At 55.1% G+C, this 15,799-nt stretch carries 15 protein-coding genes; 6 read left to right on the top strand and 9 right to left on the bottom strand.

Annotation, left to right across the window (positions count from 1 at the left end):
* Window positions 1-15: 15 nt before the first annotated feature.
* The 6 genes from EBB79_RS20960 to EBB79_RS20935 all read right to left on the bottom strand — a co-directional run bounded on the left by EBB79_RS20960 (window position 16) and on the right by EBB79_RS20935 (window position 5,747).
* Window positions 16-1,551, bottom strand: coding sequence for an acyl--CoA ligase (locus tag EBB79_RS20960; RefSeq protein ID WP_127750754.1), 1,536 nt, complete (start codon window positions 1,549-1,551; stop codon window positions 16-18).
* A 65-nt stretch (window positions 1,552-1,616) separates the two neighbouring features.
* On the bottom strand, window positions 1,617-2,369 hold the full coding sequence (locus EBB79_RS20955) for an ABC transporter permease (RefSeq protein ID WP_127750753.1): 753 nt from the start codon (window positions 2,367-2,369) through the stop codon (window positions 1,617-1,619).
* 9 nt (window positions 2,370-2,378) lie between these two features.
* Window positions 2,379-3,179 carry an ABC transporter ATP-binding protein gene (locus EBB79_RS20950; protein WP_238704961.1) on the bottom strand — a complete coding sequence of 267 codons (801 nt, stop codon included), beginning with the start codon at window positions 3,177-3,179 and terminating at the stop codon, window positions 2,379-2,381.
* A complete protein-coding gene (locus EBB79_RS20945; RefSeq protein ID WP_127750751.1) occupies window positions 3,166-3,927 on the bottom strand; it encodes an ABC transporter permease in 762 nt (253 codons plus the stop codon). The genes EBB79_RS20950 and EBB79_RS20945 overlap by 14 nt, the downstream gene beginning before the upstream one ends.
* A 73-nt stretch (window positions 3,928-4,000) precedes the next feature.
* Window positions 4,001-4,975 carry an ABC transporter substrate-binding protein gene (locus tag EBB79_RS20940; RefSeq protein WP_202977628.1) on the bottom strand — a complete coding sequence of 325 codons (975 nt, stop codon included), beginning with the start codon at window positions 4,973-4,975 and terminating at the stop codon, window positions 4,001-4,003.
* 82 nt (window positions 4,976-5,057) lie between these two features.
* The gene (locus EBB79_RS20935; protein WP_127750750.1) at window positions 5,058-5,747 is read right to left on the bottom strand and encodes a FadR/GntR family transcriptional regulator; all 690 of its coding nucleotides are present in this window, start codon (window positions 5,745-5,747) and stop codon (window positions 5,058-5,060) included.
* 164 nt (window positions 5,748-5,911) lie between these two features.
* Here EBB79_RS20935 and EBB79_RS20930 point away from each other — a divergent pair, with 164 nt between their 5' ends.
* Together EBB79_RS20930 and EBB79_RS20925 are read left to right on the top strand one after the other, a co-directional pair.
* A complete protein-coding gene (locus tag EBB79_RS20930; RefSeq protein ID WP_127750749.1) occupies window positions 5,912-6,595 on the top strand; it encodes a fumarylacetoacetate hydrolase family protein in 684 nt (227 codons plus the stop codon).
* 260 nt (window positions 6,596-6,855) lie between these two features.
* Entirely contained in the window at window positions 6,856-7,203 is a 348-nt protein-coding gene (locus EBB79_RS20925) for a hypothetical protein (RefSeq protein ID WP_127751083.1), read from the top strand.
* A gap of 16 nt (window positions 7,204-7,219) precedes the next feature.
* Here the strand turns inward: EBB79_RS20925 and EBB79_RS20920 are convergent, their stop codons facing one another.
* The 3 genes from EBB79_RS20920 to EBB79_RS20910 form a co-directional block, all read right to left on the bottom strand.
* Window positions 7,220-8,275: a transporter substrate-binding domain-containing protein gene (locus EBB79_RS20920; protein ID WP_127750748.1), complete on the bottom strand. Its 1,056-nt coding sequence runs from the start codon at window positions 8,273-8,275 to the stop codon at window positions 7,220-7,222.
* A 74-nt stretch (window positions 8,276-8,349) separates the two neighbouring features.
* A complete protein-coding gene (locus tag EBB79_RS20915) occupies window positions 8,350-9,321 on the bottom strand; it encodes a Hint domain-containing protein (protein WP_127750747.1) in 972 nt (323 codons plus the stop codon).
* 127 nt (window positions 9,322-9,448) lie between these two features.
* Window positions 9,449-11,020: a Hint domain-containing protein gene (locus EBB79_RS20910; RefSeq protein WP_127750746.1), complete on the bottom strand. Its 1,572-nt coding sequence runs from the start codon at window positions 11,018-11,020 to the stop codon at window positions 9,449-9,451.
* 322 nt (window positions 11,021-11,342) lie between these two features.
* Between EBB79_RS20910 and dapE the strand changes: the two genes are divergently transcribed.
* Genes dapE through rnr form a run of 4 tightly spaced genes read left to right on the top strand, consistent with a single transcriptional unit; the run spans window position 11,343 to window position 15,794 of the window.
* Entirely contained in the window at window positions 11,343-12,488 is a 1,146-nt protein-coding gene (dapE, locus tag EBB79_RS20905; RefSeq protein WP_127750745.1) for a succinyl-diaminopimelate desuccinylase, read from the top strand.
* Complete coding sequence (locus tag EBB79_RS20900; protein WP_127750744.1) at window positions 12,485-12,907, top strand: GNAT family N-acetyltransferase; 423 nt, start codon at window positions 12,485-12,487, stop codon at window positions 12,905-12,907. The genes dapE and EBB79_RS20900 overlap by 4 nt, the downstream gene beginning before the upstream one ends.
* Window positions 12,907-13,488 carry a TIGR04282 family arsenosugar biosynthesis glycosyltransferase gene (locus EBB79_RS20895; protein WP_127750743.1) on the top strand — a complete coding sequence of 194 codons (582 nt, stop codon included), beginning with the start codon at window positions 12,907-12,909 and terminating at the stop codon, window positions 13,486-13,488. The genes EBB79_RS20900 and EBB79_RS20895 overlap by 1 nt, the downstream gene beginning before the upstream one ends.
* A gap of 44 nt (window positions 13,489-13,532) precedes the next feature.
* Window positions 13,533-15,794 (top strand): ribonuclease R, encoded by a 2,262-nt coding sequence (rnr, locus tag EBB79_RS20890; protein WP_127750742.1) that lies wholly within the window; start codon window positions 13,533-13,535, stop codon window positions 15,792-15,794.
* Window positions 15,795-15,799: the final 5 nt, after the last annotated feature.

Genomic DNA, 15,799 nt, shown 5'->3' with positions numbered 1-15,799 from the left:
TACTATCCTTTGGGATTATTCAGCTGGTGCCAGGCCCAGCTTTTCAGCAAGCCCGATCCGTTGCATCTTACCCGTCGCGCCTTTTGGAATCTCGTCCAGAATGATGACCTTGCGAGGGACCTTAAAGTCCGCAATTCGCGTAGCCGCAAATGTCCGGATCTCTTGATCTGTGGCATCCTGACCATCGCGCAACACAACCGCGGCGGCAACTTCCTCACCCAATTTTGGGTGCGGGATCGCAAAGGTCACAACCTGCGCGATGGCCGGATGGTCCAGCAAGACACCGTCCACTTCCAGTGGGCTGATTTTCTCACCGCCCCTGTTGATAATTTCCTTCAACCGCCCCGTCAGATGCAGGAAGCCACCGGCATCAATTGCGCCCTGGTCGCCAGTCCGGAACCACCGGGTGCCATCCACGTCAAAGAAATTCTTCTCGTTGGCCTCTGGATTGCTTTCATATCCAAGCGTCACGTTGGCCCCAGAAATGACCACCTCGCCAGTGCCATCCAGCAAAGCATTTTCAACTTCGTGGGCAATCTGCACCATTGGGCCGGCAGCGATGCCAACCGATCCCGGCACCTGTGTTCCGCGTACAAGCGGGTTGCTGGTCATCTGATGGGTCGCCTCTGTCATCCCGTAGGCCTCGATCACCGGGGCATCAAAAGTTTCGGCCAAGGCGACCATCACTTGGGCAGGCAGGGACGCCGACGAGGATCGCAGGAACCGCAGCGGCGTCTCGGCGATCACATCCGCATTGCGGGCCGCGCGGGTCAGGATCGCCTGATGCATGGTTGGAACGGCCGAATACCATGTGGGCGTCGCCTGCTTCATCCAGCCAAAGAACTTCAGGGCATCAAACCCGGGCGCGCACCAGACGGACCCACCTGCCGCCAGTGAGGCCGAAACAGCCGCAACTAATCCGTGGATGTGAAACAGTGGCATCACGTTCATACAACGGTCCGTCTGGGACAAGGCCAGAGAGTCACGAATATTCTGGGCAGATGCCACCAGGTTAGACTGGAGCAATGGAACGATCTTGGGCCGCGATGTTGTGCCAGAAGTGTGCAAGATCAGTGCGGTGCTATCGGCATCTGGCATCGCGTCGCCCGCAGTCTCAACCGTTGGGCCCTCTGCCGTCAATTCGAATGTCCCGGCAGGTCCAGCCGTGTCAGCATGCAATCGCAGGATCGTCATTCCGATCTTGCGTGCCGCCTCTACCGCTGGGTTGTCGTCGCCCTGCCCAACAACCAGTGCTTTGGCCTTCAGGTCAGAAAGATAGAATTCGTATTCTTCTAATCGATAAGCCGGATTAAGCGGAGCCGTGACCGCCGCCTGGGCAATGGTCACAAATGCAGTCGCCATTTCTGGCCCATTGGGAAGAACAATGGCGACCCTGTCGTTAACGCCAACGCCAGCGCGCCGCAGCTGTGCCCTAACTTCAGTGCCAAGGGCCCGTAAGCCCCCGTAAGAAAGCCATTCCTGGCCAGGAGCCCCAATCGCCGGAAGCGCAGTATCGTGAAGTGCAAGAAGTGTTTGCAAAGTCGCAGACATAGTTGAGCCTCGTATTATTACCGTTTGGTCTTTAGATCAGGGCTAGGATATCAAATTAACGATACTCAGCGGCTGGCGGCATAGTAAGCCACCTTTTTTTCCAGGTATCCCAAGAATTCTGAGATCGAAAAAGCCAGTGTAAACAGGACTATCAACACCGCCCAGAAGTGGCTCATCAGGAAGTTTGAAGCGTAGAGTTCAAACAATGCACCAAATCCTACGATTGAGATCAGAAGTTGCCCGATGATAACCCCCTTCACGGCTCGGATGACACCGATCCGGACACCGCCCAGAATTTCCGGCAACGCTGCCCAGAAATAAACTTTCAAGAAGGCATCCATCGGCGACGCACCAAAGCTGGTGGCCATTTCCACCAGAGACCGGTTGATCTGACGCACTCCAGCGCGGGTATTCAAGATGATAATCCAGATACCGAACAGTGTGGTCGTGATGATAATAGATTTCATGCCGAAGCCGAAAAGAACCATTAGCACTGGAACCAACGCCGTCAGTGGTGCACTCACAAAGATGTTCACCCACGGTAGTAGCAACTCATCCAGCAACCGGCTGCGCCCCATCAAAATGCCCACCGGAATGCCGATCGCAACAGAGAAGAAAACCCCGGCACAAAAGGCCTGAGCGGTTTCACTCAGCGCTTTCAAAAAAGCCGGCGTTCCGATGATTTCGAACAGGGTGACAAAGACATCTGACAGTGGTGGTATGAAAAATGTCATTCCCAATTGGCCGACGACTTCCCAAAGGAGCCCCCAGACCAAAAGCGACGACATCGCTGGTAGTTTGTATCCTCGAATCCACATGGCGATCCCCTATTCGACGTAGTTGCGTAGTGACGCCCAAATTTCATCAACGATATCCAGGTACTCCGGGTCTCGCCGGATGTTTTCGGCCCCTTTCAAGCGAAAGCTTGATGGCCGAATAATCTCGGAGACCCGACTAGGCCGCGGCAGCAGGATTGCGATCTGATCAGAAACATAAACCGCCTCTTCAATCGAGTGGGTGACGAAAATGAAGGTCTTGTTCTCATTGGCAACCAGAGACAGAAGATCCTCTTGGAACTTGCGCCGTGTCTGTTCGTCAACTGCCGAAAACGGCTCGTCCAGTAGCAGGACTTTGGAGTCAACGGACAGGGCGCGTGCCAAGCCAACGCGCTGCCGCATTCCGCCTGAAAGTTCATGCGGATACGCCTGCTCAAATCCTGCAAGGCCCACATCCTTGATATATTTGGCCGCTTTGTCTTCGCGCTCTGATTTTGCGACACCGCGCAATTCCAGCCCGAAGGCCACATTTCGCAGCACGTTGGCCCAGGGCAAAAGAGCAAAGTCCTGAAAAACAAAGGCGCGGTTAGGGCCGGGACCAACGACGGGTTTTCCGTTGACGACAATCTCGCCGGAGTCTGGTTTTAGCAACCCGCCAATGATCTTTAGCAGGGTCGTTTTCCCGCAACCCGAAGGTCCAAGCAACGAGGTCAGCTGACCACGCGGAAATTCCAGCGACATGTCCTTTAGCGCTTCGACCGCACCATAGTTCTTCGAGACGCCCCTCACGGAAACGGCGATGTCCTGTTCAGGTTGCTGAACACCCGCAAAATCACTATTAGTCTGTGACATATCCACGATCATTTCCTTTAAAGAGTAGGTTTTCGATTTTCTCGAGCAGGTTCAGGAAGAGAACTGCCAACAAGATAATCGAGAAAATAGCTGCATACATGCTCGGGTAGTCAGCAATTGAGCGGCTATAGCTTATGATGTCTCCGACACCGGTTGGTGTGATCTTCAGCTCGGACAGGATTGCGCCAATGAAGCCAGCCGACACCCCCAGGCGAAGCCCGGAAAAGATAACCGGAGAGGCCGCCGGAATGATGATCTTAAGCAAGATATGATGATCTTTGGCCAAGAACGACGTCGCCATTTGCTGCATTGAGCTTGGCGTGTTGCGCACGGCACTGCTGGTGCTCAATACGATCACCGGCATAGCCATGATACAGACCACAAAGACTTTCGATGTCAGCCCAATTCCGTATGCCATCACAAGCAGCGGAATAAGCGCTGCCAGAGGTGCTGCCTGCATCACGATAAAGATTGGCGAGAAAAGCCATTCGAACCGTTCGCTTAGTCCAATCCAAAGACCCAGCCCGATGCCAAGCACAGTTGAAATGGCCACACCGATAACCAGTGGTTTTAGAGTTTCAGAATAGGCAACAAAGATACTGCCGTCGAAAGTCATCCGCGCCAATGCGGACATAGATTCGAAGAAGGTTGGGAATGCATAACTGATCGGAATGCGTCCCGCGATTTCCCAGGCTCCGAAAACCAGGAGCGCTGAGATCACTTTGATATAGAGGGATCGATATTTCATGTCGCCTCGACATTTAGAGGGAATGTGTAGGTGTGGTTACCGATCAAGTCCGACGATCGGTAACCACAGTGGATTACTTCATCGCGGCATCAAGCGGAGCAAGATACCAGAAATCCTCGATGTTCATTTCCTCTGGGTTTCCGTCCAATTGGCCCGCTGCTGCATACCAATCAAGATCTGCCTTGGCAGCGATGCGACCGCCACCGTTGGGATCATACAGTCCACCAGCAACCGCTTCGGTGTAGAACCCATCAAGTTCAGCGAGGATCTCAGCAGGAAGCTGGCCAATTGGCCCATCCGGGTTGGTTTCACGACTGATGACGGTTGGGTCTTCAGCCATGTCCTGCCAAACGCTTACCAGCGCTTCGACAAGGATATCGACCTGTTCGCTGTTGTCCTTAATCCAGTCCAGATTGGCGAACAGCGCCTCGTCACTGGCGTCCACGTCGAACATTGGCAGCACGTTAAACCGATCGCCCGCTTCGGCGATGATTTTATTCTTGTTGGACAGGTCCAAAATCGTGGCGTCAGCTTGACCTGCCAACATGGCAACAACCCGGTTCGACGACCCTGGTACATACGAACGATCACCAAAAGACATGCTCATCCGATCCTCAATCACGTTGGCAATTGAATCGGTTCCGCCGCCGCGCGAATGCAGCATAATTGGCTGTCCGTCCAACTGCGACAGGTCGGTGTATTCCTCGACTGCAACAGGAAAGAACTTCAGCTTGGAGAGCTGGAAAATGATCCGGATCGGGGCTTTTGACCGCTGCATGGCTGAGTACGGAGTACCAAAGCCGATGTCCATTTGACCGCTTAAGATCGCCTGAACTGCAAGTTCTTCGTCAGAAAATGCTGTCCATTCATAATCAAGACCGTTGGCTTTAGCCCGATCAAGCGCGACAAAGAAGGCGGCCAACTCGTCTGATGGTGTTTCGGCCAGTGCGATCTTCAGCGTGTCCGCTTGAGCCGCAGTAAACGTCATGGCGATCGCCAGCGGCACCGCCAGTGCCGTCTGCGTCATCTTCTGTACAAAATGTTTCATAGTTCTCCTCCCAGTGAACGTCATTTTTATTCTGGCGCCGGGGTTTCGCACTTGTGCGGGTCCCCGATCTTTATTGTTGGTGTTATGCCTCCTCAAACAGACGATCCGAGACCGAACGCAGGTGATTGCGCATGGCGCTATAGGCAGCCTCAGAATCACGGTTCGCAATCGCGGTTACGATCGCCTCGTGTTCATCAAAACTAATGTGCTCTGGTGACGGACGCGTTGTTTCGCGAACAACATTGCCCCAGGCCACCGCGCGGCGAACTTGATTAAGTTGTTGAAACATCGATACAAGCAGCAAATTGTCACTGCTTTGCGCAATCAAGTGGTGCAGTAAGTCATCTTGTTCTTCGTACTCGGCCCAGGTCGTTGCCGATCGGGCTCTTTTCATGGCCCGCTGCATCAACGTGAGGTCGTCACCGGACGCGTTTACCGCAGCTTCCCGGGCAATTGCAGGCTCAATCACCAAACGTGCGCGCATCATCCGGAACGGCGTCAATTTACGACCTAAATTAATCAGCGCATCTTCAGTTTCCGCACTACTGCCATCAGAGACAAACGTGCCTTTACCCACATGCCGCCATACCGCTCCCTCGCGTTCCAGCGTATCAAGAGCTTTGCGCAACTCAGTTCGAGTCATAGAAAGACTCTCGGTCAGCTCACGTTCTGCCGGAAGCTTACTGCCGGCCTCATAACCACCCTCCGCAATAAAGTTGCGCAACCGTTCGACGGACGGTGATGTGTTTAGTGTTCGGCCTGAGTTTTGCAAAGCGACATCCTGATGACTAACCAATCTTCCGTGATTCCACGAAATTCTCACTAACCATTACCGATTGGATAACGCAATTCAACATAAAACGGATTGGTTGCGATTGATTTGTTGAAATTATCACGTTATGAATGCATCAACTAAAACTGATTTGGGAGGTCTAAATGACTGATTTTGTGATAACAACTCCGCCAACACCGGCGATTCCAGTGGCCGGCGGCGGGGCATTCCCTGTTCGACGTGTTTATTGCATTGGTCGGAATTACGCCGCCCATGCGGTTGAAATGGGTCACGATCCAGACCGCGAGCCGCCATTCTTCTTTCAAAAGAACCCAAACAATCTGGATGCCAGCGGAGAGTTCCCCTACCCGGCCCAAAGCGAAGACGTCCATCACGAGGCTGAGCTGTTGGTTGCACTGAAGTCCGGCGGCACCAACATCAAACTTGAGGATGCGCTTGATCACGTTTGGGGATATGCGCCGTCGCTGGATATGACGCGGCGTGACCTTCAGGGACAGGCCAAGAAAATGGGCCGTCCTTGGGAAATTGGTAAAGCTTTCGAACTTTCGGGTCCCGTTGGTCCGCTGCAATCTGCCGCCGATGTTGGTCATTTGGACGCTGGGCTGATCGAACTGAAAGTAAACGGTGACGTCAAACAGACTGGCGACATGAATCAGATGATCTGGAAAGTTCCAGAAATGATCTCTTACTTGTCCGACTACTTTGAGCTTGCCGCCGGTGACGTCATCATGGCGGGTACACCGTCTGGAGTTGGCCCCATTCAGCGCGGTGACGAAATGGTTCTGACAATTCAGGGCCTCGACGAATTGACGGTCAAGGTTACTTAAGCGCCTACTAGCAATTGATATCTTTCGAATAAGCCAATCTGCCTGCCCGACACCCTACGGATCGTCGGGCAGATCTGGATGCGACCGTGATGCGTCAGACCTGACTGACGGGGCGTTTTCCCACATTTTTTGCAGCAGAACCCACAATACTGTTTTATAATTGCCGATTTCCACGTGAACCTCAGAACTTTTTCCGAGTTTTCAAATCCGCCTTCTGACACTGGTTGACCCCCGCCCCCGCACGGGTCTATGGCAGCAACATGGAAAAGAAGAAAATATCCCGCCAGCAGGTTTATACACTTGTGGTCCAGATTGGCCGCAAAGAGGGCGATGGCCTGCCCAAAGGCGCCACAGGCGCTGCGCTGATGATTTTTGCCTCGGGTATCGATGAGGCAGAGGCGGTGCGCGAGACAGTCGCGATCCTGAAACAGGCAGACACTGCTCCGTTGGATGTCACCGGATATGGCACCTTGGCTGAGCGCGAAGCCGAAGGTCACGAAATTGACGACGAAGAACGGGCTCTGATGCAGCGTGCGCTAGAGGAAAACTCAGTGATTGTCGCCCACATGACGCCGTTTTTTGGCGATGAGCAATCCACGGTTCTCTGACCCAAAGATGGCTTCCCTAGTCGCGTGCGCCAAACCAACGGCGGTAAATCGCGTCGTAGGTTCCATCTTCACGCAGGGCCAGCAGGGTGCGATTAACGTCTTCTACCCGGTCCGAGCCATCGGGAAAAATGATGCCGTAATTTTCTTTGAGAAAAACCGGCCCCACAGTGCGCCCAAAGCGGGCACCATCGTGGGCGGTATAATAACTCAGAATAGGTGCATCAAAGACGACAATCCGAATAGCGCCTTCCTCAAAATCCGCGATCATATCAGACAGTCCATCATACTCGCGATACTCAATCTCGCGCCGGTCAAGAAATCCAGCAGCCGTTGACCCCTTGATGGTGCCGACGTGCTTGCCATACAGATCATTGATTGAATTCACTGACCCGGTGATCGCATCCACAGTCATGACTGCAGTGATCTTGGCTACAAATACTGAAACCACGAATAGCGACGAAATCACCAAGGTCACACCAAACATCCGCCCAATTGGCGTGCGCGGTACCCGTTCTTCAAAACCACCATTGACCACCAGGTTCAACGCCCACCAGAACGAGGGAAACCACGCTTCTTTCAATGGGCGGTCGAAATACGGCTGAGCACGCCTCTCGAACACCCACATCAACATGCCACCCCCAACCAGCAGCACAAAAGCGATGCCTATGGCCACCACCAGATCCCAAGACAATACCGCCTTCAACAATGACGGCGCCTGCATGTCCTCGATCTTGACCATCATCTGCAAACCGCTTTCAAAAATCGGCTGACTAAAGTCCATTTCAATTTCACGGGCAGCTGTGATGGAAATATTGGCTATCGCCAAATCGACCTCGCCACGACGCACGACGCCCAGCATGTCAGAGAATACATCAACCCTGTTGATCTCATACTCCCATCCCAATCGCTCGGTCAGAGCCGCCAAAAGTTCGATTGAGAACCCGGAATCGCGACCATTTTCAACAAGTGAAAATGGTGGTCGGGTAACTGTAGCAACAGATAGGGTCTGTGCAGTCAGAGACTGTCCCCATGTCACCAGCAGAAATATAAGGGAGGCAAAAGTTCGCAACAAAGGGCCATTCAGATGATGAAAAAAGCGTGATCCACGTCTAATCTGAACGCTGCTGTCGCGCAAGTGCACACAATTTAAGCAATCCGACGTTCCGCCAAGACCGTGGCATCAAAGGAACGCAATACAGGATACTTTGAACGGCCATGTTCAGGTAGGCTAGATCGGTCGAACTCCGCCAATAGGCTTGCAGCCAACCGGGTTTTGTCCCGGCGCAGGCGTCCTATAAACAAACTTTCCACGACGGCGCCAGCCGCCAGAGGCGCGGCATGATCGGGTAACAGCAATTGCATAAAGGTCTTCACCGGCTGATCGATCATGGGCTGGAGCGCTGTATGAGTGGCCAGAAGATGACGCGCAGGCACCAATACTGATTGCTGGCCAAACAAATACTCTACCTCTGACCCTGACAACACCAACCGCTGCGACGGCGCCACGTCAATGTCTTGTTGCAATCCAAAATAAGGTGCCCGCAATCGAATTGGATGAAACGACCCCAGAGTCGGCATAGATCGCCTTACAACATGTAAGACTGGTACCGTGGTGCCATCGCCCGCCAGTACCAGGTCGCCGCGTTGCAGTGTCGCCAAAGACCGGTAGCCCTGCGGCGTTGCAATTGGCGTATGCTCTGCCAACGATGGCATTGGGCCGACCGGCTCTATTTGATCAGACAGCGCCAAATATTGCACATCCGAGGAAACGAAGCGAAACGGACTTGGCTGTAGCATGGCCTTCAGGTCAGCCAGTCGCCAAGGTCGTGGGTTTTTCAGGTCGACGATCTGCGCCAGACCACCATCTACCCGCTCTAGCGCCAACCGACCCCATCGCCGGGGGGCATCCCATGAATAAGTCAGGCGTAACAGGTCTGTTCGACCAGATTCGGTTGGGTTCAAGGTCCGGTGCTCAATTGTACCTGACTGTTCCAGGACCAGATTCAGACCGCCGCCAGGAACTGCCCGCAAGGCCAGCCTTACAGGCCAGTCCCCATCTTGCGTAAACAACACCATTGGCTCAGGTCGCTGACTGTTTGGCAGTCGCAATTCCACCACCAATGACCCCCGAACCAATAGGGTATCCGGATCTGGGCTCCTCTGCCCAGATACAACATCTGCTTCAAGTCCACGTGCGTTAAATCGATTGCAATGCGGGGACGACACCGCCAGCCAGGCCATCGGATCAAGCAGCCCTTGTCGCCGACAACAGCCGGGCTTCGTAAGATTTCAACGTTGGCCGGGCTGCGGACCCGTATCCCTCGCCCGTGGCTGGGTCCAATTCAGGGAATAATGCACAAATTTCATCGACAGCTGGCTGCTCTAGCAATTTTGTAGTCTGCGGACCCGGCAGAAAGCTTTCAGTTTCGAGCCCCTCAGAAAAGATCACCTGATGGCGATCAAACATCAAATGCACATAGGTCACTTCACCGCCGGGGCGACGGGTCACCGAGCGATCGTTTAGCAAATCCTTGGCAGCCACCAGCACTTCGGCTTCCCCAAACAGCAATTCGGCCAGGCTGTCGCGTACAAGAACCCGGTGCTGAGGCGACACCAACAGGTCTTCGTGCGATCCAAAAGTTCCCTTGCGGATGTGAATGGGGGCAAAATCCCCCTCTGCCTCGACCAGCCGGGCACCAATCCAGCGAATTGGTTGAGCACCATCGTCGCGGGTTTCAACCAAGTCGCCTGGTTGCAGGTCTTCGACCGGAAACTCACCGTAGGGGGTGCGGATCCGTGATCCGGCAACGAAACATGGAATCGAGCTGACGTTGACGAAACCAGTGTCCGAATTGGTCCCGTCAGACGCCGTGTAGGTGAAGTTAAAGTTCTCAGTGTCGCCGTCCCCCGTCAATGTCAGTGTGCCATCAGCGTTCAGAAGAACTGTCTGACCAGTGTTCAACGTCACCACAGACCCAGCAGAAACCGCGACTCCATTCACATGTGTAATGGTCAGCGTTCCGCCGGAGTTATTAATGTCATTGGCCAAAACATCGATTGTCTTGCTGCCGTTTGGATACAGATTTGTAGAATCTTCCAGCGCGACCAAATCAACTTGTATTGAATCTCCGGCGATCAAAAGATTGCTGTCATAACTGCTATCAGACACATCGGCGATACCAATACGAATGGTGTTTTCGACCCCCGGAATGACAGTCATAGTCAGCGTCATGGTGACCGTCAGCCCATCCATTTCAGTGTTATAGGCGTCACCAGAGTTATCAAGGAACAGATTTTCATTGTTGGTAGAGTTCAGGTTACCAGGATCAGCATCACCGTTTCCGACCGCCATGTCGACTTGCACACCGTTGATCCAAACACCCACAAAATCCTGATAAACTGAATTTTGGAACTCGGGGTATTCTTCAGAGGAAAAGATGAACTGCATCGTCATTACCGACGCGTCGGGGATAAAGGTAACGTCCAGGTAAGAGGCATCATAGGTGTTGGTTCCGGCAGCATTGTTGAAGTCGGAATTGTTGTTTTCACCGCTGGTATTTCGAGATTGATTTGTGTCCTGGTTCGCTTGTCCAGATGAATTCGTATATTGGTTTGCTCGGCCGGTAGATAATATGACACCGGTGTCACCAGGTGTAGCGCCCGGCGCAATACTGTCACCATCTGAATAAATCGCTGAAGACCGGCTATCGCCAGTGTAATCGGCGCTAACAACCGTGACACCGTCACCAAAAATCGCATCTGCCATATCCATGGCGCTGGCATTCGTCTGATAAGTAAGTTCTGATGCTGCAACCATGTCTCTGCCTCATTCCACAATGAGACAAAACATCCACCGCGAGGGTTCTCCCCCGTCATTTCACACGGACCCCGCCTGTTGACGGTGGTTGAAATTGTGGCCCCGCTATTACGGTGACCGCTGTGCTCGGATGCCCTGCCTCGGGTTCTTTATTAAAGAAACCCTTAACATAGGCCGAAGCGATCTGTCATCCGGCCAGATAGTTTCATGTCATGTCGCTGCTTTTGCGTCACATTTACTATACGCACGAAAAAACACCCGAATTGCACCGCATCTAAATTCGCGTTACGCCAAGGCAATACATATTTTCCGGAGTTCGCAAATGCCCGCCATCGATCCCGCCCGTCTCACCGCCGATCTGATTCAATGCGCCTCGGTCACACCGGTTGAGGGCGGCGCGCTGGTTCTGCTGGATAAGCTGCTGACCGAGGCTGGTTTCACATGTTCGCGCGTTGATCGGGGCGAGGTCAGCAACCTATTTGCCCGTTGGGGCGAAAAGCGACACGAACGGACCTTTGGGTTTAACGGCCACACCGATGTGGTGCCACTGGGGGATGAGGCGGCCTGGACCATGCCACCCTTCGGCGCCGAAGAAAAAGACGGCTTCATGTACGGCCGTGGAGCAACCGACATGAAGTCAGGGGTGGCTGCCTTTGCTGCGGCGGCCATTGATTTTGTCCGCGACACACCGCCTAACGGTGCTGTCATCCTGACCATTACAGGCGACGAAGAAGGCGACGCCGTGGACGGCACGACCGCGCTGCTGGACTACATGACGGCAGAAGATGAGGCGATGTCGGTTTGTTTGGTTGGCGAACCCACCTGCCCCGACACCATGGGCGAGATGATTAAAATCGGTCGTCGTGGATCGATGACGGCCTGGTTCACGGTGACCGGTGTTCAGGGCCACTCAGCCTATCCGCACCGCGCCAACAATCCGCTGAACGCGATGGTCAGATTGATGGATCATCTGGCCAGTCACGAACTGGATCAGGGCACTGAACACTTTGATGCCTCAACACTGGCAGTGGTGACCATCGACACCGGCAACAGCGCCACCAACGTTATCCCCGCGCAGACATCGGCGACGGTGAACATCCGGTTTAATGACGCCCATACCGGCGCGGACCTTACTCAATGGCTACAGGATGAAGCCGCCAAAATAGCTGCGGAGTTTGACCTCAGAATCGACGCCAAGATCAAGATTTCCGGCGAAAGCTTTATCACAGCCCCCGGTCCACTGTCCGACCTGGTCTCAGCATCGGTCGAGGCTGAATGCGGCGTGAAACCCAAGTTGTCGACCACTGGTGGCACCTCGGACGCGCGGTTTGTAAAGAGCCACTGCCCGGTGGTAGAATTTGGGCTGGTTGGCCGAACCATGCACCAAGTGGATGAGCGGGTCGAGGTCGCGCAGATCCACCAGTTGAAAGCTATCTATCACCGTATTCTGACGGACTATTTTGCATGAGCCCCTTGATCTCGATTACGAATGATCACGACATCTGTTTCGCATTGCGCCATCAAGTTTTTGTTGTCGAGCAAGACGTCCCTGTCGAAGAAGAAATAGACGAGTTGGATAAACTGGCCACACATCTGTTGGCGACAGAGAAGGGACTGCCAATCGGAACTGCTCGGGTGGTGTATCAAGGCGATATCGCCAAGATTGGCCGGGTTTGCGTGTTGAAATCAGCGCGCGGCACCGGATTAGGAGCCGGGCTGATCAAAGCCGCAGTGCAGATTGCTAGGGACAGGCCCGATGTCAGCAAGGCCAAGCTGGGCGCGCAGCTTCACGCCCTTGGGTTCTATGAAAAGCTTGGCTTTTCGGTGGATGGGCCGGTCTATCTGGACGCAGGAATAGAACATCGAGATATGGTGCTGACCTTCTAGTGAAGCCGACGCTGATCATCATGCTAAAGCTGCCGCAGGCTGGACGGGTCAAGACTCGGTTAGGACGTGACATGGGTATGGTTGCGGCGGCCTGGTGGTATCGCCATCACGCCACCCGGCTGATCCGTCGCCTGCGCGACCCACGATGGCGGACGGTACTGGCCGTAGCGCCGGACAACGCAGTGCCTGCGCGCATATGGCCCGCTGACCTATCCCGGATACCACAGGGACACGGCGACCTGGGTCAACGCATGGCGCGTATGTTGCGGACAGCGGCGCCCGGTCCGGTCTGTCTGATCGGTGCGGATATCCCCGATATCTCTCCCGCTCACATTGCACGCGCTTTTACAATGCTAGGGGATCACGATGCGGCGTTCGGTCCCGCGCTGGACGGTGGCTATTGGCTGATCGGCTTAAAGCACCCGCAACGCCAGCCCCCTGGTCTGTTCACCAATGTCCGTTGGTCCAGTGAGCACGCACTACATGACAGTATGGCAACCTTGCCTGGGTACCGCATTGCCCTAACTGACCCTCTGCGCGACGTAGATACCATCGCTGACCTAACAAAATCCACTACCTGATATTTTCCGATGACCTTGCCCTCTGACCATGCTAGGCGGGGGATATGAGCCGTATACCCTCCAAGGCAGAGATCCTCGACTGGATTTCAGCCAACCCGACCCTCACCTCGAAACGCGACATTGCCAAGGCCTTTGGTATCAAAGGATCTGACCGCATTGATCTGAAGCGCATGCTGAAAGAGCTGGAGGCCGAAGGCCACCTGCAAAAGCGCAAGAAAAGCTATGGCGATCCGGATCAATTGCCGCCAGTGACCATGCTGCTGGTCAAATCGCCCGACGACGACGGCGATCTGTTTGCACAACCAATGGAGTGGCACGGGACCGGGGCAGAACCCATCGTTCTGATTATACCCCGCAAGGGCGATCCGGCACTGGGACAGGGCGACCGCATTCTGGCCCGCTTAACCGTGGTGCAAGACGAAGACCACGCCTACGAGGCCCGCCTGATCCGCCGTATTGGCACCAATCCGAAACGAATTTTGGGCATATACCGCAAACGATCCGAAGGTGGGCGTATCGTCCCGATCGACAAATCCGCCTCGTCTGAATGGATGGTCGCCGAGGCCGCCGCCCATGATGCCCGCGACGGCGAGCTGGTCGAGGCCGAACAGGCCGGCCCCAAAGGGCGCATGGGCCTGCCGCGCGCCCGCATCGTTGAACGTCTGGGCGACCCATCCGCCCCCAAGGCGGTCTCGCTGATTGCCATTCACCAACACGGTATCCCCGATAATTTCCCGGATTCAGTTGTAGCCGAGGCCGACAAGGCCAAGCCCATGGATCTAAAAGGCCGCACGGACCTGCGCGACATGCCTCTGGTCACCATCGATCCATCGGACGCCCGCGACCACGATGACGCTTGCTATGCCCACGGCGATGACGATCCCAAGAACCCGGGCGGTCATGTCGTCTGGGTCGCTATCGCAGATGTCGCCGCCTATGTGCGCCCTAGCACCGCATTGGACCGCGAGGCACGCAAGCGGGGTAACTCCAGCTATTTCCCCGACCGCGTGGTGCCGATGCTGCCCGACCGGCTGTCCGGTGACCTCTGCTCGCTACACGAAGGTGTTCCGCGTCCCTGTATTGCAGTACGCATGCAGCTGGATGCCGACGGCAACAAGATCGCGCATCGCTTTGAACGCGCTCTGATGCGTTCTGCCGCCTCGCTACATTACGCCGAAGTCCAAGAGGCCATGGATGGCGCCCCTAATGACCGCACCGGCCCGCTGCTGGACGAAGTGATCAAGCCGCTTTATGCCGCCTACGCCGCCCTGAAAATGGCCCGCGCCGCCCGGCAGCCGCTGGAATTGGACTTGCCCGAGCGCAAAATCATTCTGGATGACAGCGGCAAAGTTCGCTCCATCAACTTCCGCGACCGGCTGGACGCACACCGCCTGATCGAAGAGTTCATGGTGCTGGCCAATGTTGCAGCAGCCGAAACCCTGATTGCCAAACGCGCGCCTCAGCTGTTTCGCGTTCACGAGGAACCCTCGCCCGAGAAACTGGATGCCCTGCGTGAAATTGCGTCAGCGGCGGGGCTGACACTGGCCAAGGGTCAGGTGCTGCAAACCCGGCATTTGAATGCCCTGCTGAATGCTGCGGCAGACACCGACGAGGCCGAGCTGATCAATATCTCAACTCTGCGCTCGATGACCCAGGCCTATTACGGCGTCGAAAACTTCGGCCACTTTGGCTTGGCGCTCAGCAAGTATGCCCACTTCACGTCGCCGATCCGGCGCTATGCTGACCTGATCGTACACCGGGCACTGGTGACCTCGCACGGCTGGGGCAAGGACGGGTTGGACCCAGCCGAAGTCGACAAACTCGAGCAAACCGCCACCCATATTTCCGACACCGAGCGTCGGTCGATGATGGCCGAACGCGACACCACCGATCGATATATGGCGGCCTTTTTGTCCGAGCGTGTGGGCAATGAGTTCACCGGTCGCATCAATGGTATCGCCCGCTTTGGTGCCTTTGTGAAACTGGATGAGACCGGCGCCGACGGTTTGGTGCCCGTGCGTTCCCTGGGGCGCGAATTCTTTCACTTTGATGCCGATGCCAACACCCTAAAAGGTTCAGACAGCGGGTTGATCATCGCGATCGGCCAACAGGTGACCGTGCGCCTCACCGAGGCAACCCCGGTCACTGGCGGAATCCAACTGGAGTTGCTGGCGATTGATGACAAGCCCCTGCCCCGCGGTGGCAGCCGCAGCCCGGCTGGCCGATCCGGCGGCAAACGCAAACAGGCCAAGGCTAAACGCAAGACCGATAAGGTCAAGCGCAAGGTGATCCGCAAAAAGCGCTGACTGTG

The sequence above is a fragment of the Parasedimentitalea marina genome, assembly GCF_004006175.1.
GTDB lineage: Bacteria > Pseudomonadota > Alphaproteobacteria > Rhodobacterales > Rhodobacteraceae > Parasedimentitalea > Parasedimentitalea marina.
Note: the sequence above shows the minus strand (reverse complement) of the source record. Positions and strands in the feature narration are given on the sequence as shown.